The organism is Allobosea sp. 05T433, from assembly GCF_056396065.1.
Map to the genome: position 1 here is coordinate 131,446 of NZ_JBFTKS010000011.1, position 18,865 is coordinate 150,310.

Below are 18,865 nucleotides of genomic sequence, written 5' to 3' on the forward strand. Positions count from 1 at the left end.
CAGGTTCGCGTTGTGTTCCGCAAGCGCGCTCAGCGTAGGCGGATGATCCGGCAGTTGTCGCCTTTGTTTGCCGGCGCAGCAAACGATTCGCGAATGAGTAGCGCGTCGGCGCGGGCAAGAGTGGCCAGCATCGACGAATCCTGCTTGGCGAAGGGCGTTGCCAGCCATCCTTCCGGAGTGAGCGTCAGTTCCGACCTCATATAGTCTCGCCGCTCATCATTTGCCGGCAAATTTCTTCCGACGATTGCAGGCTCACTCAGATCGCGCTCCGGTTCCGGTACGCCCAGGAGGGTCCTGAGCAGGGGCACGACGAAGAGATGTCCGCAAACGATGGACGAGACGGGGTTTCCGGGCAGGCCGAGCGCGACCATGCGGCCGAGGCGGCCCATCATCATCGGCTTGCCCGGCCGCATGGCGATCTTCCAGAAGCCGAGCGCCATGCCTTGACCGATCAACGCTGCCTGGACGAGATCGTGCTCACCTACCGAGGCTCCTCCGAGGGTGATCAGCACATCGGCATCGGCCTTCCGTGCCTGGCCAATCTTGTCGGCGAGATCGGCATGATCATCGCGGGCAATCCCGAGATCGAGCGCCGTGCCGCCGGCCTGCTCGACCAGCGCGGCGAGCGCAAAACTGTTGGACGCGACGATCTGGTCGGGTCCAACCGGCTCGCCGGGCTGGACCAGTTCGTCGCCAGTCGCGAGGATCGCGACCAGTGGCTTGCGACGCACAGTGAGCATGGGGTGGCCCATGGCTGCCGCGAGGCCGAGGCTCGCACTGTCGAGCCGGCTGCCGGCGAGAAGCAACACCTCGCCCTCGGAGAAGTCCAATCCTGCCTGACGAACGAACTTGCCGCGCTCGGCGCCCTCGCGCACGCGGATCGTCGCAGTGCCGACGCCGTCCGCATTCTCCTGAATCAAGATCGTATCGGCGCCCTCCGGAATCGGAGCACCGGTGAAGATGCGAACAGCCTCATTGGAGCGGACCATCCCTGAGAAGGAACGACCGGCAGCCGATTCGCCGATGACACGCAATTCATTTGCCGGCGCAATATCGTCTGCGCGAACGGCGTATCCGTCCATTGCGGAGTTGGCAAAGGGGGGCTGGGTCCGAAGCGCCTGCAGGTCGGCGGCGAGCACGCGCCCTACGCATTGTGCGAGTGGCAGGGTTTCTGATGGTGTCGGTGCCGGAACGCTGTCGATTAGCGCCTTCAGGGCGACGGGGACGGGCGTGAGGCTCATCGCGCAGTTTCCGGGAGATCGAAGGTGCCGGATTTTCCACCTGACTTGTGGACGAGCCTGATGCCTTCGATCCGCATCGCCCGGTCGACCGCCTTGACCATGTCGTAAACTGTGAGGCAGGCGACGCCGACAGCGGTCAACGCCTCCATCTCGACGCCGGTCTGTCCCTTCATCTTGACCTCAGCGCTCACGCGCACCCCGGGCAATGTCTCGTCCAGGGTGAGGTCGACGCTGATCTTGCTGATCAGCAGCGGGTGACAGAGCGGGATCAGTTCATGCGTGCGCTTGGCGGCCATGATTCCAGCCAGGCGCGCCGTGCCAAGCACGTCGCCCTTCTTGGCGTCGCCATCGCGCACGATCGCCAGGGTCCCGGGCTGCATGACGACACAGCCCTCGGCGACAGCGATGCGCGAGGTCTCCTCCTTGTCGCCAACATCGACCATATGGGCCTGGCCGCTGGCGTCGAGATGGCTGAGCTTGCTCATGCTGCGCTGCGCGCAGAACCGGTCAGGAGATCACGGGTCGCAGCGGCGACATCGTCCTGCCGCATCAGGCTCTCGCCGACGAGGAAGGTGTTGACGCCGGCGCGCTGCAACCGTGCGATGTCGGCATGACTGAAGATGCCGCTCTCGCCAACGATGATGCGGTCCGCGGGGACGCGCGGTGCAAGTCTCTCGGTGACGGCGAGATCGACGGCAAAGCTGCGAAGGTCGCGATTGTTGATGCCGAGCAAGGGGCTGTCGAGCTCGAGGGCGCGATCGAGCTCAGCTTCGTTGTGAACCTCGACCAGCACGTCGATGCCGAGTGACTTTGCCGCCTCGTTCAGCGCGCGGGCTGTCCCGTCATCGACGCCGGCCATGATGATCAGGATACAGTCGGCGCCCCAGGCGCGAGCCTCGAAGACCTGATAGGGGTCATAGAGGAAATCCTTGCGCAGGGCGGGCAGGCCGCTTGCCATGCGCGCCTGCTGCAGGAATTCCGGCTGTCCCTGGAAAGAGGGGGCATCGGTCAGTACGGACAGGCAGGCCGCGCCGCCATCGGCATAGGCGCGTGCCAGCGATGGCGGGTCGAAATCGGCGCGGATCAGCCCCTTGGACGGGCTGGCCTTCTTGATCTCAGCGATCAATGCAGGCTTGCCGGCCGCGTGTTTCGCGGCAAGAGCGGCCGTGAAGCCACGCACGGGGCCGGCAGCCAGGGCGCGCTGCTCGATCTCAGCCTGGGAAACCGCGGCCTTGGCAGCGGCGATCTCCTGGCGCTTATAGGCCTCGATGCGGGCGAGGATGTCGCTCATGACGTCCTCACGCGTTCGAGCTGGCGATAAGTGCGGTCAGCGTCGCCTTGGCCTTGCCGCTGTCGATCGCCGAGGTCGCGCGGGTGAGGCCGTCGCGCAGATCACCGGCCTGACCGGCCACGACGAGCGCGGCGGCGGCATTGAAGGCCGCGATATCGCGGAAGGGCGTCTTCTTGCCGTCGAGAACCGCGCGGAGCGCCTCGGCATTCTGCGCCGGTTCACCGCCGCGCAGATCCTCGGGCTTTGCACGGGCCAGGCCGACATCGTCCGGGCTGATCGAGAAACTCTCGATCTTGCCCTTTTCGAGCGCGACGACGCGGGTCGGCCCGGTGGTGGTGATCTCGTCAAGGCCGTCAGAGCCGTTCACGGCCCAGATGCGGTCGGAGCCCAGAGCAGACAGCACGCGCACCATCGGCTCGAGCCAGGTCTCTGAGAAGGCGCCGACGAGCTGCCTCTTGACACCGGCCGGGTTGGAGAGCGGCCCGAGCAGGTTGAAGATGGTGCGGGTGCCGAGTTCTGTGCGCACCGGTGCTACATGCCGCATCGAGGCGTGATGGGTCGGCGCGAACATGAAGCCGACGCCGGCCTCGGCGATGCAGCGCTCCGTGCCCGCGGGCTCGAGCCCCACCTTGACGCCGAGCGCGGTGAGCACGTCGGCCGCTCCGGAACGTGACGAGGCGGCGCGATTGCCATGCTTGGCGACCGGCACGCCGCAGGAAGCAGTGATGATCGCGGCCAGCGTCGAGACGTTATAGGAGCCCGAAGCGTCGCCGCCGGTTCCGACGATGTCGATCGCGCCGGCCGGTGCTTTTACCGGCAGCATCTTGCCGCGCATGGCGCTGACCGCGCCGGCGATCTCCTCGACGGTCTCGCCACGGACGCGCAGCGCCATCAAGAAGGCGGCCGCCTGCGCATTGGTGACCTCGCCGGACAGGATGGTGTCAAAGGCATCGCGCGCCTCCTCGCGGGAGAGTGAGGCGCCGGTCGCCACCTTGGCGATGAAGGGTTTGAAATCGTCCATGGGTTCTTCGACGTCAGGCTGTTTCGGAAAGGGCGGCACGGTCCTGTGTCTGCGACCATCGTTCCGCCAGGCCGAGGAAATTGCGCAGGATCGTCGCACCCTGTTCGGAGGCGATGCTCTCGGGGTGAAACTGTACGCCATGCACCGGCAGGGAGCGGTGCGAGAGCGCCATGATTTGCCCGTCTTCCGTCGTGGCTTCGATCTCGAGTTCGGTCGGGCAGCTTTCTCGTGCCACGATGAGCGAGTGATAGCGCGTCGCCTGGATCGGCCCGTTGATGCCGTGAAAGAGGCCGCGGGCGTGATGGCCAATGGTCGAGATCTTGCCGTGCATCGGCAGCGGCGCGCGCACGATCTCGCCACCGAAGGCCTGACCGATGGTCTGCAGGCCGAGGCAAACGCCAAAGATCGGCTTCCTGTCGGCACCCTGGCGTACGAGGTCAAGGCAGATGCCGGCCTCGTTGGGGGTGCAGGGGCCTGGCGACAATACGATTGCGTCATGCCCTCCCCCCAGCGCCTCTTCGACGGCAAGGGCATCGTTGCGGCGAACCTCGACCTCCGCCCCAAGCCCGCCGATCAGGTGGACAAGGTTCCAGGTGAAGCTGTCGTAATTGTCGATCAGCAGGATACGCATTGCCGCTAACGAGATCTCCGGTCGCGATGATGGCAAGGTGGTCATGCCCGTTCGGGGGGCAAGTGGTCAAGTTATTGTCGGATCGTGGCTCCATCGCGATTGCGCTCGCAGCTCCGCTGGCGACAAGATGGCGGTGAAGAGACCGCGCAATCTTGCAGGGGCGTTCGGGTGTGGGGCATGGCGATGTTGCGTCGGGCCAAGGCGATCAGGCACGTGCTGCTGGCCTCCGCGCTGCTCGGCCTGGCTGCATGCAATTCCGGGGAACGACCGCAAGCTCTGCCCGCGGAAGGCCTGTCGACAGCCGAGGTCGCCGGATTCGGCACGATCCGCTTCTGGGGGGATGCGGTCGTCCCCACCACAAGCAAATATGTCGATATCCAATACCGGCAGATCGCCGCTTCGGGCTGTGGCAAATGCCAGGCGGCCGCAACATTTCTTGCGATTTCAGGTGGGAGCGGAGAGGGGGCCTATGGCGCGGGTTTCCTGAAGGGCTGGAGCGCGCGCGGCGACAGGCCTCAATTCGAGGTCGTCACCGGGGTCAGTACTGGCTCGCTCGCTGCGCCCTTTGCGTTCCTCGGCTCGCACTATGACGGCGCCCTGGAGGAGATCTATACGCGCTACGGCGATAACGAGCTCTTTCGCAGCAAGGGAGTCCTCGGACTGTTTGGCGAGTCCCTCTACGACACGACGCCACTGCGCCACCTGGTCGAACGCTATGCGACCGAGCAATTGCTCGATGAAATCGCTGCCGAGCACCGCAAGGGCCGCCGTTTATTGGTCCAGACCACCAATCTCGATGCTCAGCGGCCAGTGATCTGGGACGTGGGCAGCATTGCCGCGAGTCAGCGGCCCGACCGGCAGAAGCTCTTTGTCGATATTCTGCTTGCTTCGGCAGCCATACCGGCGGTCTTTCCGGCCGTGCGCCTCAATGTCGAGAGCAACGGCAAGGTCTTCGACGAGCTTCACGTCGACGGCGGTGTCACCTCGCAGATCTTCTTTGCCCCACCGGGGCTCGATCTCAACGGGGCTGCCCGGCGCAATCTCGGTCAGGAACGCAGTCTCTCGCTCTATGTCATTCGCAACGGCAAGCTGGAGCCGGAATACAAGGCCAGCACCCAGACGGTGGCGGGGTTGGCCACACGCTCGATCTCGACGCTGGTGAAATACCAAGCGCTCGCCAATATCGCAGCGATCTCGGAGATGGCGAAGCGAATGCACGCGCGCTTCTCCTTCACCGCCATTCCCAAGAGCTTTCAAGGCAATCAGCGCTCCGAATTCGATACGGAGTACATGAAAGCCCTGTTCCAGCGCGGCTATGAGGAAGGTCGTAGCGGCAAGGCCTGGGAGACACAGCCGCCGCTCTCGCCGACGCTGGCCTCTCGCTGATCGCCAGCCTCTAGCGCCCCGTCGGTGCATAGGGCGTTCCAGTGCCGGATATAGGTCGCAAGCGCGTTGGCGATGACTGGGACCTCGCGTCCCGCGGCGTCGATCCAGGCCGACGGTGCTTCTGCCAGCCAGGAAATCGGCAGGTCGGGATCGAGTGCCTTGCCCTTGCTCGCCGTCATCATACCTGCCAGGAGATGTGTGCGTGGAAGTGCGAAGCTGGCGGGCAGGCGGCCGGCCAGTGCCCTGTCGAAATAGAGACAGGCGTCGAAATCGATCGCGTGCAGCGTACCGCCGGCCCCGCGCAGGAGATTCGGATTCGAGCGCGGCCGGTCGACATTGTGCAGGAAGCAATCCGCCTCCGCGATCGCCAGGAGACTCGCCGCATCGTCGGGGCCAAGGTCCGCGGCTGCGACCGGCGCGGTGTTCGGGATGAAAGCAACGCCGAGATTCCAGCCAAAGCTGCGCTGGATCATCTCGTCGAATTCGTCGGTGCCGACCATCCATGGGAAGCTGTGCGGCAGCAGCAGTGGTTTGGCATCGGGGACCGGTGCGCCGAGCAGCTTCGCGAAGCGCAGGGCAAGGAGCTCGATCAGCAGGCCACGAGGCCCTGGCCCGGCGCCGGCGAGCTTCAGGACATGCAGCCTGCCGTCGGTCGTCCGAACCAGGCAGGGGCGTGTGCTCGCATCACTGAAGACCCGCAGGATTTCGACGACCGTAACGGCTTCGTCATCCCGGGGCTCCGGCGAGGCCACTATTGTCCCCGGCCAGCGCGCGCCGCGAACCGGATTGCTTCCTCCGCTGCCTTGAACAGGGCCTTGGCCTTGTTGATGCATTCGAGCTGTTCGGAGGCCGGGTTCGAATCATAGACGATGCCGGCGCCGGCCTGGACATGCATGCGGCCGTCCTTCACCACGGCGGTGCGCAGCACGATGCAGGTGTCCATTTCGCCATTGGCACCGAAATAGCCGATGCAGCCGCCATAGGCGCCGCGTGCGTCATGTTCCATCTCATCGATGATCTCCATGGCACGCACCTTCGGCGCTCCGGAGACGGTGCCGGCCGGGAAGCCCGCGGCGAGTGCGGCCAGCGCATCATGCTGCGGGTCGATCGCTCCCTCGACATTGGAAACGATGTGCATGACCTGGCTGTAACGTTCGATGAAGAAGGAATCGGTGACCTTGACCGAGCCGATCCGTGCAACGCGGCCGACGTCGTTGCGGCCAAGATCGAGCAGCATCAGATGCTCGGCCCGTTCCTTGGGGTCGGCCAGCAGTTCCTCGGCGAGCGCCGCATCCTCTTCGGTCGTCGCGCCGCGCCGCCGCGTGCCGGCGATCGGCCGGATGGTGACGGTATCGTCGCGCAACCGTACCAGGATCTCGGGGCTCGAACAGACGATCTGAAAATCAGCGAAGTCGAGATAGCACAGGAACGGCGCCGGGTTGACGCGCCGCAGCGCCCGGTAAAGCGCAAAGGAGGGCAGGGCGAAGGGCGCCTCGAAACGCTGCGACAGCACGACCTGGAAGATGTCGCCGGCGCGGATATAGTCCTGCGCCCGCGCCACCATGGCGTGAAACTCGGCCTCGGTCGTGTTGGAAACGATGTCGGGCTGCGGCAGCGCGGCGATATCGATGTCGGCTTCCGGGGGGAGAGGACCCTCGAGGATATCCGTGACCCGGTCGAGCCGCTCCTGGGCCCGATCGTGGGCGACGCGTGCGGCAACGCCCGGTTGCTGGCGGACGGGCGTCACGAGATGGATCTCGTCGCGCACGGAATCGAACACCACCATCAGGGTGGGGCGGGTCAGGATCGCGTCGGGGACGCCGGTCCCGGTGTCCTTTGGCTGCGGCAGTCGCTCCATCAGCCGCACCATGTCGTAGCCGAGATAGCCGAAGACGCCGGCCGCCATCGGTGGCAGGCCATCCTCGTCGGGGATAGCGCTCTCGCCGAGCAGAGCCCGCAGGCTCTCGAAGGCGGGGCGCGGATCGGCGACGAAGGCCTCGCCCAAAGCCGGTCGGCAAAGCGAAGCCTCACCGCGATGGCAGCGCCAGATCACATCCGGCTCGATGCCGATCATCGAATAACGCCCGCGTACGGCGCCGCCCTCGACCGATTCGAGCAGGAAACTTGGGCCGGACGTGGCGTGCCTCAGCTTCATGAAGGCGGCGACGGGCGTCTCGCAATCACCGACCAGGACGCGCCGCAGAAGCTGCGGCGCTCCCGCGTCATACGCCTCCGCAAAGGAGGACAGATCGGAGGGCGCAGACATCAGTTCTGCGCGCCGCCGGTGGCGTTCCGGAAGGCCGTCTCGTTGACCGTGACGCCGAGGTTGCTCTGCAGTTTCGCGACATACTGCGCGAGGATATCCTCGCTGACGCTGGAGCCGAGCAGGCGGGCAAAATTCTCCGCCTCCTGCGTCGTCCGGGCATAGGGCGGTACCGTCGCCGAAACGACCTTGAAGAGGACGCGCCCGCTGTCGTCTGCGCCCAGCGCCGAGTTGCTCTTGCCGACAGGCGTTCCGAAGATCAGGCTGATGACATTGGCGGGCAGCTCCGGCTTCTGGTCCTGCCGGCCGAGCTCCGCCGCCTGTTCGACAACCAGGCCGGCCGAGGCGGCCACGGCATCGAAGGCCTCGCCGGAATCAAGACGCTGCACCAGTTCGCGGGCCTTGGCCGAGAGCTTGCTCGCCACCTCGTCTGCCCGCCATTGACGCTCGACCTCGCCCTTGACCTCGTCAAAGGTCCGCTCGCGCGAGGGGTCGATCTTGGTCACATCGAACCAGACATAGCCCGTGTCGCGCGGCAGGCGAATGGCCTCGTTATCGACGCCGATATCCGAGCGGAAGATGGCGGGAAGCGTGGCGTCGCCGCCGGGCAGGGGCTGTGCCTGCGTGCCGTCCGGCTTGCCCAGGCTGGCATCGACCGGGCCGACCGTCAGCAGGGGCAGATTGAACTCGCGTGCGATCTCGGCAAGCGGCTTGGCCGCGGCCCGTTGGTCCTCGATCCGGTCATGCAGGTCCGTGAGCTGGCTCGTGGCCTTGCTGGTCGCGACGTCCTTGCGCACCTCGGCAGCAACCTCCTCAAAGGGCCGGATATGCTCGAGTTCGATCGTCGGGACGCGGAGGAGCACCGAGCCGAAGGCGCTGGCGACCGGAGCGCTGACGGCTCCCTGGGCAAGCGCGAACGCGGCCTCGCGCACGGCCGGATCGAAGACCTGATTGCGCGTGAAGGTGCCTAGCGTCAGGTCCTTCTCGGCGACATTGCGCGCGGCGGCGATCGCCTCGAACGCTTCGCCGGCATCGATCTTCGCCTTGGCGGCCTGCGCCTCCTCGGCATTCGGGAAGGTGATCTGCTGGATCGTGCGCTTCTCGGGGGAACCAAAGCGCTGCGCCTTGACCTGCTCATAACGGGCCTTGGCCTCTTCGTCGGTGACCTTGCTCGGGTCGGCCAAAGCTTCGGTCGAGATCGTCAGCACGTTGGCGCTACGGAACTCGGGAGCCCGGAAACTCGCCTTGCGTTCGTCGAAATAGCCCTTGAGCTGAGCTTCGGTCGGTGCGGCGATCTCACCGGCGGCGGCCGGCGGCAGCTTGGCGAATGTCACTGCGCGGCGCTCGTTGCGCAGGCGATGTCCCAGTTCCTGCAGCGCGACCGGAGCGGTCACGCCGCCGACCACCATCTCGGCGATCTGTTGGCGCAGGATCGTGGCGCGCTGCTCGCGCACATAATTCTGTTCGTTGAGCCCGTTCGAGCGCAGCAATTCGTTGAAGCGGGCCGGCGAGAAGTTGCCGGAGGCATCGCGGAAGACCGGGTCCTGGAAGATCAGGTTGCGGATGGTCTCGTCGGAGACCGCAAGCCGCATCCGGCTCGCGGTCTGATCGAGCACAGCCTCCGTCACGAGGCGCGAGAGCACCTGGCGGTCGAGCCCCAGCGCGCGCGCCATTTCGGGAGTAATCGAGCGGCGCTGCTGGCGCGTCAGGTTCTGGACTTCGTTCTGATAGGCCACGCGCATCTGCTCGAGGCCGATCTCGGTCTTCCCGACCTGAGCGACAGAGTTGCGTCCATACCCCCGGAAGATGTCGCCGATGCCCCAGATCGCGAAGGACAGGATCAGAAATCCGAACATCACTGTGATGATGAGCTTGCCAATGAGGCCCTGACCCGCCTTGCGGATGCGATTCATCATCATGGGGTCGTTCTTTCCCTCTCCGGCCGCATCGCTGCGACGCGAGCCTTCGCGTTTTGTGGCGCTGCTTATAGGAACCGATCACGCTGCCCGCAATCTTCACCGTGGTCTTGCCGGCTGATTGCGGCGCGTTGCGGGCGTTGGTAGAGCCCGGAGCGAGAGAAGAGGAGAAAAATGGTGACGCGCAGCATCAAGCCGTTGGTGGCAGGCAATTGGAAGATGAACGGGCTCAAGGCCGAGCTTGCCATCGCAGCCGAGGTAGCCAGGGGCTATGACCGGGAGCTGAAACACGCTGTCGATCTCGCCATCTGCCCACCGGCGACGTTGCTCTTTGCCATGACGGCAGCCCTGACCGGCTCGCGTATTGCCTCGGGCGGACAGGATTGCAGTGAGCAGGAAAGCGGCGCGTTCACCGGGGAGGTCTCCGCCGCCATGCTCGCCGATGCCGGCGCCGGCTATGCCATCGTCGGTCATTCCGAGCGCCGCACCCTCCACGGCGAGACCAATCCGGTCGTCAAGGCCAAGGCCGAAGCGGCGCAGCGCGCCCTGCTGGTCCCGATCGTCTGCGTCGGCGAGACGCAGGCCGAGCGCGCAGCCGGCAAGGCGCTTGCCGTGGTCAGGAAACAGCTTCGCGGCTCGGTCCCCGATGCGTCGACGCCCTCGACCCTCGTCATCGCCTACGAACCGGTCTGGGCTATCGGCACCGGGCTGACCCCGACCGCCGCCGACGTCGCCGAGATGCACGAGGCGATCCGGAGCGAACTCGGCAAGCTCCTGGGCAAGGCGGCGGCCGCTGGTGTGCGCTTGCTCTATGGCGGATCGGTCAAACCGTCCAACGCGGCCGAACTGATGAATGTCCCCCATGTCGACGGTGCGCTCGTCGGCGGCGCCAGTCTCAAGGCCGAGGACTTCCTCGGCATCGCACGCGCCTGCCGCTGATCCATGCCGTCGCGTTGACGGCGGCATTGCACGAATGACGCAATTGCCGGGTGGTGCACCCGGCAACTGCATGCTATGTGCGCCGCCGAGCCCGCAATTGGCGGACATGCGGCGCGGGGCACCTTGTGGCGGCCCGCGTCATACCTATTTCGTGGGATCATGCAGAACGTTCTCATCGTCATCCATCTGATCATCGTGATCGCGCTCGTCGGCGTGGTCCTGCTGCAGCGTTCCGAGGGCGGCGGCCTGGGCATGGGTTCGGGCGGTGGCGGTGGTGTCGGCGGCTTCATGACCGGCCGCGGCCAGGCCAATGCCCTGACCCGCGCGACGGCTATCCTTGCCGGGCTCTTCTTCCTGACCTCGATCGCTCTGGCGATCATGGCGACCCATGGGCGGACGCAGCGCTCGATCATCGACGGCGCGCCGGGAACGACTGCTCCCGCGGCACCGAACGGTCCAAGCGCTCCCAACGCCGCAGGCGGCGTGCTCGACCAGTTGCGCCAGATGCAGAATCAGGGCGGCTCACAACCGCCGACACCGCCGGCAGCGCCGCAGCAGTGACGAGGACAGGGCAGGGGCCGGGAAACCGGCCCTTCTCTTTTGGGGAAGAGCTGGCGGAAGTCCGGCCCTTCTCCGTTGTGGACAAGCATAAACAGCAGGGCGGGTCTGCAACGGCGCGCTTAGCGAATCGAAACCCTGGCGTTAAAGGTGATCTCCCATGACGCGGTACGTTTTCATCACCGGCGGCGTGGTATCCTCGCTTGGCAAAGGCCTCGCGGCGGCAGCTCTCGCAGCTCTCCTGCAGGCACGTGGCTATACGGTCCGTCTGCGCAAGCTTGATCCCTATCTCAATGTCGATCCGGGCACGATGAGCCCGTATCAGCATGGCGAGGTCTTCGTCACGGATGACGGGGCCGAGACCGATCTCGATCTCGGGCATTACGAGCGCTTCACCGGCAGGCCCTGCAACAAGGGCGACAACATCACCACCGGCCGCATCTATATGGACATCCTGACCAAGGAGCGCCGGGGTGACTATCTCGGTGCGACGATCCAGGTCGTTCCGCACGTCACCAATGCCATCAAGGAATTCGTCCTCACCGGCAATGAAGACTATGACTTCACGCTGGTCGAGATCGGCGGCACGGTCGGCGACATCGAGAGCCTGCCCTTCCTCGAATCCATTCGCCAGATCAGCCAGCAGCTGCCGCGCGGCCAGTGCATCTTCACGCATCTGACGCTGCTGCCCTATATCCCGACGGCCGGAGAGCTGAAGACGAAGCCGACCCAGCATTCGGTTGCGGAGCTGCGTTCGATCGGCATTCAGGCCGATATCCTGCTCTGCCGCACCGACCGCGAGATCCCGCGCGAGGAACGCCGCAAGCTCGCTTTGTTCTGCAATGTCCGCGAAACCGCGGTGATCGAGGCGCGGGACGTTGCTTCGATCTATGACGTGCCGCTGTCCTATCATGCCGAAGGGCTCGACACCGAGGTTCTGGCGGCGTTCGGCCTGGACGCCGGCGAAGCGCCCGATCTGAGCAACTGGCGGCGCATTTCCGAGCGCGTGAAGAATCCCGAGGGCGAAGTCACGATCGCCATCGTCGGCAAATACACCGGCATGAAGGACGCCTATAAGTCCCTCATCGAGGCCCTGATGCACGGCGGCATCGCCAACCGGGTCAAGGTCAATCTCGACTGGATCGAATCGGAGGTCTTCGAGAAGGAAGACCCGGCTCCCTTCCTGGAGCATGTCCACGGCATCCTGGTTCCCGGCGGGTTCGGACATCGCGGTGCCGAGGGCAAGATCAAGGCGGCGACCTTCGCCAGGCAGCGCAAGGTTCCCTATTTCGGCATCTGCTTCGGCATGCAGATGGCGGTGATCGAGGCGGCCCGTTCGCTCGCTCAGATCGARAAGGCCAATTCGACCGAGTTCGGCCCCACCGAGGAGCCTGTCGTCGGCCTGATGACCGAATGGATGCGCGGCAACGATCTCGAGATGCGTGCGGCCGGTGGCGATCTGGGCGGCACGATGCGGCTCGGCGCCTACGCCTCCAAGCTGGCCCCTGGCTCAAAGATCGCCGAGATTTACGGTTCGACCGAGATTTCCGAGCGCCATCGCCACCGCTACGAGGTCAACATGGGCTATCGCGAGCGGCTTGAGGCAAATGGCCTGAAGTTCTGCGGTGTTTCGCCAGACGGGCTTCTGCCCGAGACGGTCGAATATCCCGACCATCCCTGGTTCATCGGCGTGCAGTATCATCCCGAGCTGAAGTCGCGGCCATTCGAGCCTCACCCGCTTTTCGCCAGCTTCGTCGAGGCGGCGGTGGTGCAGAGCCGCCTGGTCTGATCCGAACCGGGCGGCGCGAGCTGCCCGCCTGATCAAGTGCCTGGATACCTCCGACAAGCCGCTGGTGCAGCCGCGCTGGCGGCTTATAGTCGCGTTGCGACTCGGGGGGAGCGATATGGCGGTCTCGATGGCCGGTTTGCCGGCTTTTTTGCTGTATTTCGTGGTCGGATCGGCGCTGATCACGGGTTTCGCTCTCATCTATATGCGATTGACCGCGCATGACGAAATCGCACTGATCCGGGCAGGCAATCTCTCCGCTGCGATAGCACTAGGCGGCAATCTCGCCGGCTTCTCGATCCCGCTCGAAAGGGCGATCGCTCAGGCGAGCAGCATTGCGGACTGCGTGCTCTGGGCGCTTGCCGCGATGCTGATCCAGTTCGCGGCCTATGGGCTCGCCCGCGTCCTGATCCCTGACCTCTCGAAGAAGATCCAGGAGGATCGCCTCCCGTCCGCCGCAATGCTGGCGGTGATCGCGGTGATCAGCGGCACGCTGGCGGCCGCCAGCATGACGGTTTGAGGGGAGGCGGTCATGAAACGCTCCTCGCAGATCGGATTGGCCGCAGTGGGGGTGGTGCTGGTCGCGATAGCGTGGCCGCGCTCGGAAGACGATGTGGAGGATACCCTCGTTTATAACTCGCTCGCCGATTGTCGCGCCGCCGGGCAGATGTCCGGCAGCCAATGTGAGCAGCGCTTCAACGAAGCCTCCGCAAATCAACTCCGCGACGCGAAGAAGTTCACCAGCACCAGCGCATGCGAAGCCGAGTATGGCTCCGGCTCCTGTCAGAGCGCGGTTTGGAACGGCGCGCAGGCCGTTGTTCCGGCGCTTGCCGGAATCATGCTCGCGCGCAGCTTCGCGCAGAGCGGTGGTGGTGCAGCCCAGCCGCTCCTGCCGCCGACGCGTCAGGCCTGCCCGACTGGCAGTGTGGCCGAGGAATGTCAGCAGGCCCGGTCCTCGTCGTCATCGTCCTCCGGAGGGGGAGGCGGCCGAGTCGGAAGTTCACGCGCCTATTCGACAACCGCGGGACAGGCGCTGGTCGCGCGCAATGTCTCGTCGACCGGGGTCGCCAGCATGCCAAGCGCTGCCTCCCGCGGCGGTTTCGGCTCGACCTCCCGCTCCTACAGTTCCTCCTCGTCGTCCTGAGATGCGGCGGGTTGAACTCTCACCTCGTCGGGATTGGCAGGCTCAGGTCGAGCGTCTGGGCTTCGCTTTCCACACGCTCGACGGCGAGACCTATTGGGACGAGAGCGCTGCCTACGCCTTTACGCTCGAGGAGATCGAGCGCGATATCGAAGCGCCGACAGGCGAGATCGAACAGCTTTGTTTCGCTTTCGTCGAACGCGCGATCGCCGACGAGGAGATCCTGACCCGGCTCGCAATTCCGCCGCCGCATTGGCCACTGATCCGCGACAGCTGGCAGCGCGGCGATCGCAACCTCTACGGCCGGCTCGATCTTGCCTATTACGGCAGCGGGCCGGCCAAGCTGCTGGAATACAACGCGGATACGCCCACCGCACTGTTCGAATCGAGCGTCGTTCAATGGGACTGGCTTGAGCAGGCCATGGCACGGGGTGCCCTCCCGCCGGATAGCGATCAGTTCAACTCGCTGCACGAACGGCTGATCGCGGCCTTTGCTGCCCTGCGCGAGCCATCGCCCTATCGACTGCATCTGACTTGCGTCCAGAACAGCAATGAAGACAAGGGCACCGTCGACTATCTCAAGGATTGTGCCGTGCAGGCCGGCCTCGACGCGCGTTTCACCTTCATCGAGGAGATCGGACTGCTTCCCGACGGACGGTTCTGCGACGGAGCCAATCTGCCGATCGAGACACTGTTCAAGCTCTATCCCTGGGAGTGGCTCTTCCGAGAGAGCTACGCGGATGCTCTGGCCGGCTCGCGCTGCCAGTTCACCGAGCCGCCCTGGAAGGCCCTTCTCTCCAACAAGGGCCTGCTTGCCTGCCTCTGGCAAATGGAGCCCGGCCACCCGAATCTGCTGCCCGCCTTCTTCGAGGGCGATCCGCGTTGCGCGGAGCTCAATCCCCGCTATGTCCGCAAGCCTCTCTATTCGCGCGAGGGCGCCAACATCACGCTGGTCGAACGCGGAACGGTGCTAGACAGCGATGACGGTCCCTATGGGGCGGAGGGTTTCATCCTTCAGGATGCCGCGGCGCTTGCCTCCTTCGCCGGGTATCATGCCGTGCTGGGTTCATGGCTCGTCGCCTCGCAGCCTTGCGGGCTGTGCATCCGGGAGGATGTGACGCCGATCACCAAGAATACGTCGCGCTTCGTGCCGCATTACATCGAGCCGTGACCGCTTCGGCAAAGCTTGCTACAGCCGGCGCCTGAGACCGCAACGCGCGGCCTGAGCAACGGCGATTCGCGACATGTCCCAGCCCAATCGGCCACGTGGCCTCGATCATCTCGTCATCGGCGTGCGTGACCTCGATGCTGCCGGCCAACTCTATGCGAAGATGGGCTTCAGGGTTGGAGCCCGCAATCGACATCCCTGGGGCACGGAGAACCGCATCGTCCAGTTTCCGGGGGCCTTCCTGGAGCTGATCACGATCGGCGACTCCGGGGCCATTCCACCCCATGCCCATCGGCGCTTTTCCTTCGGAGCCTTCGTCCGCGATCAGCTCGCCCGAGCAGAAGGCCTGTCGATGCTGGTTCTCGAAAGTCGCGATGCGAAGGCGGATGCGCAGATTTTCGAAGCAGCCGGCATCGGCGACTACGAGCCGTTTCTCTTTGAGCGTCAGGCGCGCAGTCCTGATGGCAACGAGGTCCGTGTCGCCTTTTCGCTGGCCTTTGCCCGCAACGCATCGGCGCCCGCTTGCGGTTTCTTCGTCTGCCAGCAGCACGAGCCGCAGAATTTCTGGAATCCGGCCTTTCAGCAGCATCAGAACGGCGTACAGGCATTGGCCTCTGCCGTCATGGTCGCGGAGAACCCGACCGACCACCACGTTTTCCTTTCGGCCTACACTGGCGAGCGCAGTCTGAAATCCAATTCGCTCGGCATCAGCGCTGCCCTTCCGCGCGGCCGCGTCGATATTCTGACGCCGCATGCCGCCTACCAGCTCTTCGGCGTCGAGGAGGGGAGAAAGGATCCGCATTTCGCCGGATTCGCGGTCGCGGTGAAGGATCTCGATGGGGTGCGTGGGGTTCTGGACGCGGCTGAGGTCGAGTGGCGACAGATCGGTGGTCGCATCGTCGTGCCGGCCAGCACCGCCATGGGTTGCATGGTTGCGTTCGAGGCGAACTGAAGCGCAGGATCGCGCACAGAATCACTTAGGGGATGACGATGCTCGGCCAAGCTTTGGCGCGACTGCCGGATTTTGCACTTTTCTTTTCAGCGTCGCTCGGGCTCGTCGCCGTTTATCTGCTGATCTACACCCTGGCGACCTCGCATAATGAATTCGGCCTGATCCGCCGCAACAACGTCGCTGCGGCACTCTCGCTGGGGCTGAGTCTCACGGGTTTTGCTCTGCCGCTGTCGAGCGCCGTGGTCCATGCAACGACGATCATCGACCTCGTGGTCTGGGGCATTGTCGCCCTCGTGGTGCAATTGCTGGTCTATTTCCTGGTCAGGCTCGTGCTGCCCAACCTGTCAGCGCGGATCGCTGCCGGTGAGCTGGCCGCCGCACTGTTCCTGGGTGCCGCCTCGCTTGCGGCCGGCGTCATCAACGCGGCGACGATGACTTTCTAGCATATCAGACCGGATTTTATATCCAGTCCGATGGGCTAGCCTTCCTTGATTGCATCGGCTCACCCGAAAACTGCAATCCACTTTTCGGGCCGATGCTTTAGAGCTGGTTGGCGAGCTTGCTCCCGGCGCGGACAAAGCGCGTCGGGTCGATGGGCTCGCCCTCGATCCGGGTTTCGTAATGCAGATGTGGGCCGGTCGAGCGCCCGGTCGTGCCGACCTTGCCGACCACGGTCCCGCTCGTCACCATTTGTCCGGCCGAAACGCTGATGGCAGACATGTGAGCATAGCGCGTGGTGATGCCGCCCGCATGCTCGATCTCGACCATGTTTCCGTAGCCGCCGGTATATTCAGCTGAGACAACCTTGCCGGGCGCGGTGGCGCGGATCGGCGTGCCGGTTTCGGCGCGGAAGTCGATGCCGGTATGCATCGCCGGGCTGCGGGTGAACGGGTCGACGCGATAGCCATAGTTCGAGGTCATGTCGACTTCGCCCTGCATCGGCTTGCGAAGGGGCAATTGCTCGACAAGACCGCGCAGCCGGTAGACCGCCGATATGCGCGGTTGCAGGGCGCTCAATGTGGCCTCGAAGGGACCGGCGGACGCATCGACCTTGAAGGGGACGAAGGGGCCGCCGACACCCTTGGCGATCGTCGTCGTGGCGGCAAGCTTGTCGGTGTCGAGCCCGGTCTCCGCCAGCGCCCCGCGCAGTGTTTTCTGAGATTCGGCGAGCGACTGTTCCATATGGCGTAGCGCGGCGAGTTGCGCCGTTGCGGTCTCCGACAGCGACTGGTCAAGCCTGGTGAGCGATTCTGCGACGCGTTGCGCGGGTGCTTGCGGAGCTTCCTCCGCCTCGCCCGATTGCCAGGGGACGCTCTTGTGCTCTTCCGAGCTGCGGAGCCCGGGAGCGTCGGGAGCGGGCATCGGCTTGCTTGAGGTGATCGGCGCGAAGCTTGAGACGCTGGAGGCGCGGATCGGTTCCTCCGCCTTGATCAGGCGTGAACGCAGTGGAACCTTTGCAGGCGATGCAATGCCGCCGGCCTGCAGAGTTTCGGTGACGGCAGCGACCAGGGCCTGCTTGCTCTCCAGCTCGGCCTGACGCGTGGCCAGTTCGTCGACACGAGCCTCGACGCCATCCTGATCGAGCAGGGCGCGGCTGGCGAGCCGGTCGATATCGGCGCGCAACGCCGCGATCCTGTCTTCATAGGCATATTGCCGGGTGGTTTCGCGGGCGATCAGCCGCGCCGCGATATCGTCCTTGCTGAGGATGTACCAGCCGGTCACACCGCCCCAGGCGGTCGTAAGGGCCAGAAGCGAGAGCCCCGCGAAGGCTGTCGAACGGCGGATCGTGTAGCTCTTGTGTGAGGCCAGTCCCGTGACGGGAAGGGCCGGGCCAGGCGAGGCGGGATGAGTCATACGCAAAACCGGATGTAACGCTGCCGATGATGCGAGTAGACCTTGTTAGGGTTAATCCTTTGCAAATCGCCAGCGCCGGCTCAGCATTCTGCGGCGAGTGTCACATCTCCCGAACGGCCGCCAGCACCTCTTCGGCATGGCCGGCGACCTTCACCTTGGGCCAGATCCGCACGATGCGGCCGTCCTGATCGATCAGAAAGGTGGTTCGCTCCACCCCCATATACTTGCGGCCATACATGCTCTTCTCGACCCAGATGCCGTAGTTCTCGAGCACCGCGCGGGCTTCATCTGCGACAAGCGGGAAGGTGAGGGCATATTTCTGCTTGAAGCGATCGTGACGCTTGATCGGATCGGGAGAGATCCCGACGATTTCGGCCCCAGCTGCGGCAAACTCCGCATGCAAGCCATTGAAGGCAATGGCTTCCTTTGTGCAGCTCTCGGTATCGTCCTTTGGATAGGCATAGAGTACGATCTTGCGTCCCCTAAGGTCGGCGAGCGAGATCGTGCCTGCGCCATCCCTTGGCAATGTGAATTCGGGTGCGAGATCGCCCACCTGCAAGCCCATGAATTGCCTTCCTTTCGTCGCGATCGCGCTGCAAGGAGCGCACGGAATCGATGGGCAGGGTGTGCCGCCCGTTCATGCGCCAGCCAGCCTGGATGGAGCAGAAGCCGAATCGGTTAGTCTGGCCGCAACATCCGTGTAACCCGCATACGGCCA

Annotated in this window: 19 protein-coding genes; 9 read left to right on the forward strand and 10 right to left on the reverse strand. The window is 64.8% G+C overall.

Annotation, left to right across the window (positions count from 1 at the left end):
- Positions 1-29: 29 nt before the first annotated feature.
- The 5 genes from AC1DGP_RS17210 to AC1DGP_RS17230 are packed head-to-tail and all read right to left on the reverse strand — an operon-like array spanning position 30 to position 4,184.
- Entirely contained in the window at positions 30-1,241 is a 1,212-nt protein-coding gene (locus AC1DGP_RS17210; RefSeq protein WP_476826672.1) for a molybdopterin molybdotransferase MoeA, read from the reverse strand.
- On the reverse strand, positions 1,238-1,726 hold the full coding sequence (gene moaC, locus AC1DGP_RS17215; protein WP_441505546.1) for a cyclic pyranopterin monophosphate synthase MoaC: 489 nt from the start codon (positions 1,724-1,726) through the stop codon (positions 1,238-1,240). Before moaC ends, AC1DGP_RS17210 begins: the two co-directional genes overlap by 4 nt.
- On the reverse strand, positions 1,723-2,532 hold the full coding sequence (trpC, locus tag AC1DGP_RS17220; RefSeq protein ID WP_476775403.1) for an indole-3-glycerol phosphate synthase TrpC: 810 nt from the start codon (positions 2,530-2,532) through the stop codon (positions 1,723-1,725). The genes moaC and trpC overlap by 4 nt, the downstream gene beginning before the upstream one ends.
- A 7-nt stretch (positions 2,533-2,539) precedes the next feature.
- On the reverse strand, positions 2,540-3,553 hold the full coding sequence (trpD, locus tag AC1DGP_RS17225) for an anthranilate phosphoribosyltransferase (RefSeq protein ID WP_476775402.1): 1,014 nt from the start codon (positions 3,551-3,553) through the stop codon (positions 2,540-2,542).
- 13 nt (positions 3,554-3,566) lie between these two features.
- The gene (locus AC1DGP_RS17230) at positions 3,567-4,184 is read right to left on the reverse strand and encodes an anthranilate synthase component II (protein ID WP_476775401.1); all 618 of its coding nucleotides are present in this window, start codon (positions 4,182-4,184) and stop codon (positions 3,567-3,569) included.
- A 177-nt stretch (positions 4,185-4,361) separates the two neighbouring features.
- Here AC1DGP_RS17230 and AC1DGP_RS17235 point away from each other — a divergent pair, with 177 nt between their 5' ends.
- The gene (locus AC1DGP_RS17235; protein WP_476775400.1) at positions 4,362-5,570 is read left to right on the forward strand and encodes a patatin-like phospholipase family protein; all 1,209 of its coding nucleotides are present in this window, start codon (positions 4,362-4,364) and stop codon (positions 5,568-5,570) included.
- Here AC1DGP_RS17235 and AC1DGP_RS17240 read toward each other — a convergent pair.
- From AC1DGP_RS17240 to AC1DGP_RS17250, 3 genes are read right to left on the reverse strand one after another with little or no spacing between them, the layout of a single operon-like run.
- Positions 5,498-6,322, reverse strand: a complete 825-nt coding sequence (locus AC1DGP_RS17240; protein WP_476775399.1) for a HipA family kinase — start codon at positions 6,320-6,322, stop codon at positions 5,498-5,500. The two genes, AC1DGP_RS17235 and AC1DGP_RS17240, sit on opposite strands and share 73 nt — an antisense overlap.
- The gene (gene trpE, locus AC1DGP_RS17245) at positions 6,322-7,836 is read right to left on the reverse strand and encodes an anthranilate synthase component I (protein WP_441505552.1); all 1,515 of its coding nucleotides are present in this window, start codon (positions 7,834-7,836) and stop codon (positions 6,322-6,324) included. Before trpE ends, AC1DGP_RS17240 begins: the two co-directional genes overlap by 1 nt.
- Positions 7,836-9,752 carry a peptidylprolyl isomerase gene (locus AC1DGP_RS17250; protein ID WP_441505553.1) on the reverse strand — a complete coding sequence of 639 codons (1,917 nt, stop codon included), beginning with the start codon at positions 9,750-9,752 and terminating at the stop codon, positions 7,836-7,838. Before AC1DGP_RS17250 ends, trpE begins: the two co-directional genes overlap by 1 nt.
- 171 nt (positions 9,753-9,923) lie before the next feature.
- On the opposite strand from AC1DGP_RS17250, the gene tpiA reads away from it, so the two are divergent.
- The 8 genes from tpiA (at position 9,924) to AC1DGP_RS17290 (ending at position 16,736) form a co-directional block, all read left to right on the forward strand.
- The gene (tpiA, locus tag AC1DGP_RS17255) at positions 9,924-10,688 is read left to right on the forward strand and encodes a triose-phosphate isomerase (RefSeq protein WP_441505554.1); all 765 of its coding nucleotides are present in this window, start codon (positions 9,924-9,926) and stop codon (positions 10,686-10,688) included.
- A gap of 159 nt (positions 10,689-10,847) precedes the next feature.
- Entirely contained in the window at positions 10,848-11,249 is a 402-nt protein-coding gene (gene secG / locus AC1DGP_RS17260; protein ID WP_441491803.1) for a preprotein translocase subunit SecG, read from the forward strand.
- A 157-nt stretch (positions 11,250-11,406) separates the two neighbouring features.
- Positions 11,407-13,035 carry a CTP synthase gene (locus AC1DGP_RS17265; protein ID WP_441491802.1) on the forward strand — a complete coding sequence of 543 codons (1,629 nt, stop codon included), beginning with the start codon at positions 11,407-11,409 and terminating at the stop codon, positions 13,033-13,035.
- 127 nt (positions 13,036-13,162) lie between these two features.
- The gene (locus tag AC1DGP_RS17270) at positions 13,163-13,552 is read left to right on the forward strand and encodes a DUF350 domain-containing protein (protein ID WP_441491801.1); all 390 of its coding nucleotides are present in this window, start codon (positions 13,163-13,165) and stop codon (positions 13,550-13,552) included.
- A 12-nt stretch (positions 13,553-13,564) separates the two neighbouring features.
- A complete protein-coding gene (locus tag AC1DGP_RS17275; RefSeq protein ID WP_441491800.1) occupies positions 13,565-14,176 on the forward strand; it encodes a DUF1190 domain-containing protein in 612 nt (203 codons plus the stop codon).
- Position 14,177: 1 nt separating this feature from the next.
- Entirely contained in the window at positions 14,178-15,344 is a 1,167-nt protein-coding gene (locus AC1DGP_RS17280) for a glutathionylspermidine synthase family protein (RefSeq protein ID WP_476832329.1), read from the forward strand.
- A 73-nt stretch (positions 15,345-15,417) separates the two neighbouring features.
- Positions 15,418-16,293, forward strand: a complete 876-nt coding sequence (locus AC1DGP_RS17285; protein WP_441491798.1) for a VOC family protein — start codon at positions 15,418-15,420, stop codon at positions 16,291-16,293.
- A 38-nt stretch (positions 16,294-16,331) separates the two neighbouring features.
- Complete coding sequence (locus tag AC1DGP_RS17290; RefSeq protein ID WP_441491797.1) at positions 16,332-16,736, forward strand: DUF350 domain-containing protein; 405 nt, start codon at positions 16,332-16,334, stop codon at positions 16,734-16,736.
- Between the two features lie 97 nt (positions 16,737-16,833).
- On the opposite strand, the gene AC1DGP_RS17295 is transcribed toward AC1DGP_RS17290, so the two are convergent.
- Together AC1DGP_RS17295 and AC1DGP_RS17300 are read right to left on the reverse strand one after the other, a co-directional pair.
- On the reverse strand, positions 16,834-18,147 hold the full coding sequence (locus tag AC1DGP_RS17295) for a M23 family metallopeptidase (protein ID WP_441491796.1): 1,314 nt from the start codon (positions 18,145-18,147) through the stop codon (positions 16,834-16,836).
- Between the two features lie 100 nt (positions 18,148-18,247).
- Entirely contained in the window at positions 18,248-18,712 is a 465-nt protein-coding gene (locus AC1DGP_RS17300; protein WP_441491795.1) for a peroxiredoxin, read from the reverse strand.
- Positions 18,713-18,865: the final 153 nt, after the last annotated feature.

What these genes read in the sequence shown, in the direction of transcription:
- trpC (WP_476775403.1), bottom strand. Translation starts at nt 2,532, where the DNA reads ATGAGCGACATCCTCGCCCGCATCGAGGCCTATAAGCGCCAGGAGATC.
- AC1DGP_RS17300 (WP_441491795.1), bottom strand. Translation starts at nt 18,712, where the DNA reads ATGGGCTTGCAGGTGGGCGATCTCGCACCCGAATTCACATTGCCAAGG.
- AC1DGP_RS17235 (WP_476775400.1), top strand. Translation starts at nt 4,362, where the DNA reads ATGGCGATGTTGCGTCGGGCCAAGGCGATCAGGCACGTGCTGCTGGCC.
- AC1DGP_RS17280 (WP_476832329.1), top strand. Translation starts at nt 14,178, where the DNA reads ATGCGGCGGGTTGAACTCTCACCTCGTCGGGATTGGCAGGCTCAGGTC.
- AC1DGP_RS17290 (WP_441491797.1), top strand. Translation starts at nt 16,332, where the DNA reads ATGCTCGGCCAAGCTTTGGCGCGACTGCCGGATTTTGCACTTTTCTTT.
- trpD (WP_476775402.1), bottom strand. Translation starts at nt 3,553, where the DNA reads ATGGACGATTTCAAACCCTTCATCGCCAAGGTGGCGACCGGCGCCTCA.
- moaC (WP_441505546.1), bottom strand. Translation starts at nt 1,726, where the DNA reads ATGAGCAAGCTCAGCCATCTCGACGCCAGCGGCCAGGCCCATATGGTC.
- AC1DGP_RS17295 (WP_441491796.1), bottom strand. Translation starts at nt 18,147, where the DNA reads ATGACTCATCCCGCCTCGCCTGGCCCGGCCCTTCCCGTCACGGGACTG.
- AC1DGP_RS17275 (WP_441491800.1), top strand. Translation starts at nt 13,565, where the DNA reads ATGAAACGCTCCTCGCAGATCGGATTGGCCGCAGTGGGGGTGGTGCTG.
- trpE (WP_441505552.1), bottom strand. Translation starts at nt 7,836, where the DNA reads ATGTCTGCGCCCTCCGATCTGTCCTCCTTTGCGGAGGCGTATGACGCG.
- tpiA (WP_441505554.1), top strand. Translation starts at nt 9,924, where the DNA reads ATGGTGACGCGCAGCATCAAGCCGTTGGTGGCAGGCAATTGGAAGATG.
- AC1DGP_RS17230 (WP_476775401.1), bottom strand. Translation starts at nt 4,184, where the DNA reads ATGCGTATCCTGCTGATCGACAATTACGACAGCTTCACCTGGAACCTT.
- AC1DGP_RS17285 (WP_441491798.1), top strand. Translation starts at nt 15,418, where the DNA reads ATGTCCCAGCCCAATCGGCCACGTGGCCTCGATCATCTCGTCATCGGC.
- AC1DGP_RS17210 (WP_476826672.1), bottom strand. Translation starts at nt 1,241, where the DNA reads ATGAGCCTCACGCCCGTCCCCGTCGCCCTGAAGGCGCTAATCGACAGC.
- AC1DGP_RS17270 (WP_441491801.1), top strand. Translation starts at nt 13,163, where the DNA reads ATGGCCGGTTTGCCGGCTTTTTTGCTGTATTTCGTGGTCGGATCGGCG.
- secG (WP_441491803.1), top strand. Translation starts at nt 10,848, where the DNA reads ATGCAGAACGTTCTCATCGTCATCCATCTGATCATCGTGATCGCGCTC.
- AC1DGP_RS17250 (WP_441505553.1), bottom strand. Translation starts at nt 9,752, where the DNA reads ATGATGATGAATCGCATCCGCAAGGCGGGTCAGGGCCTCATTGGCAAG.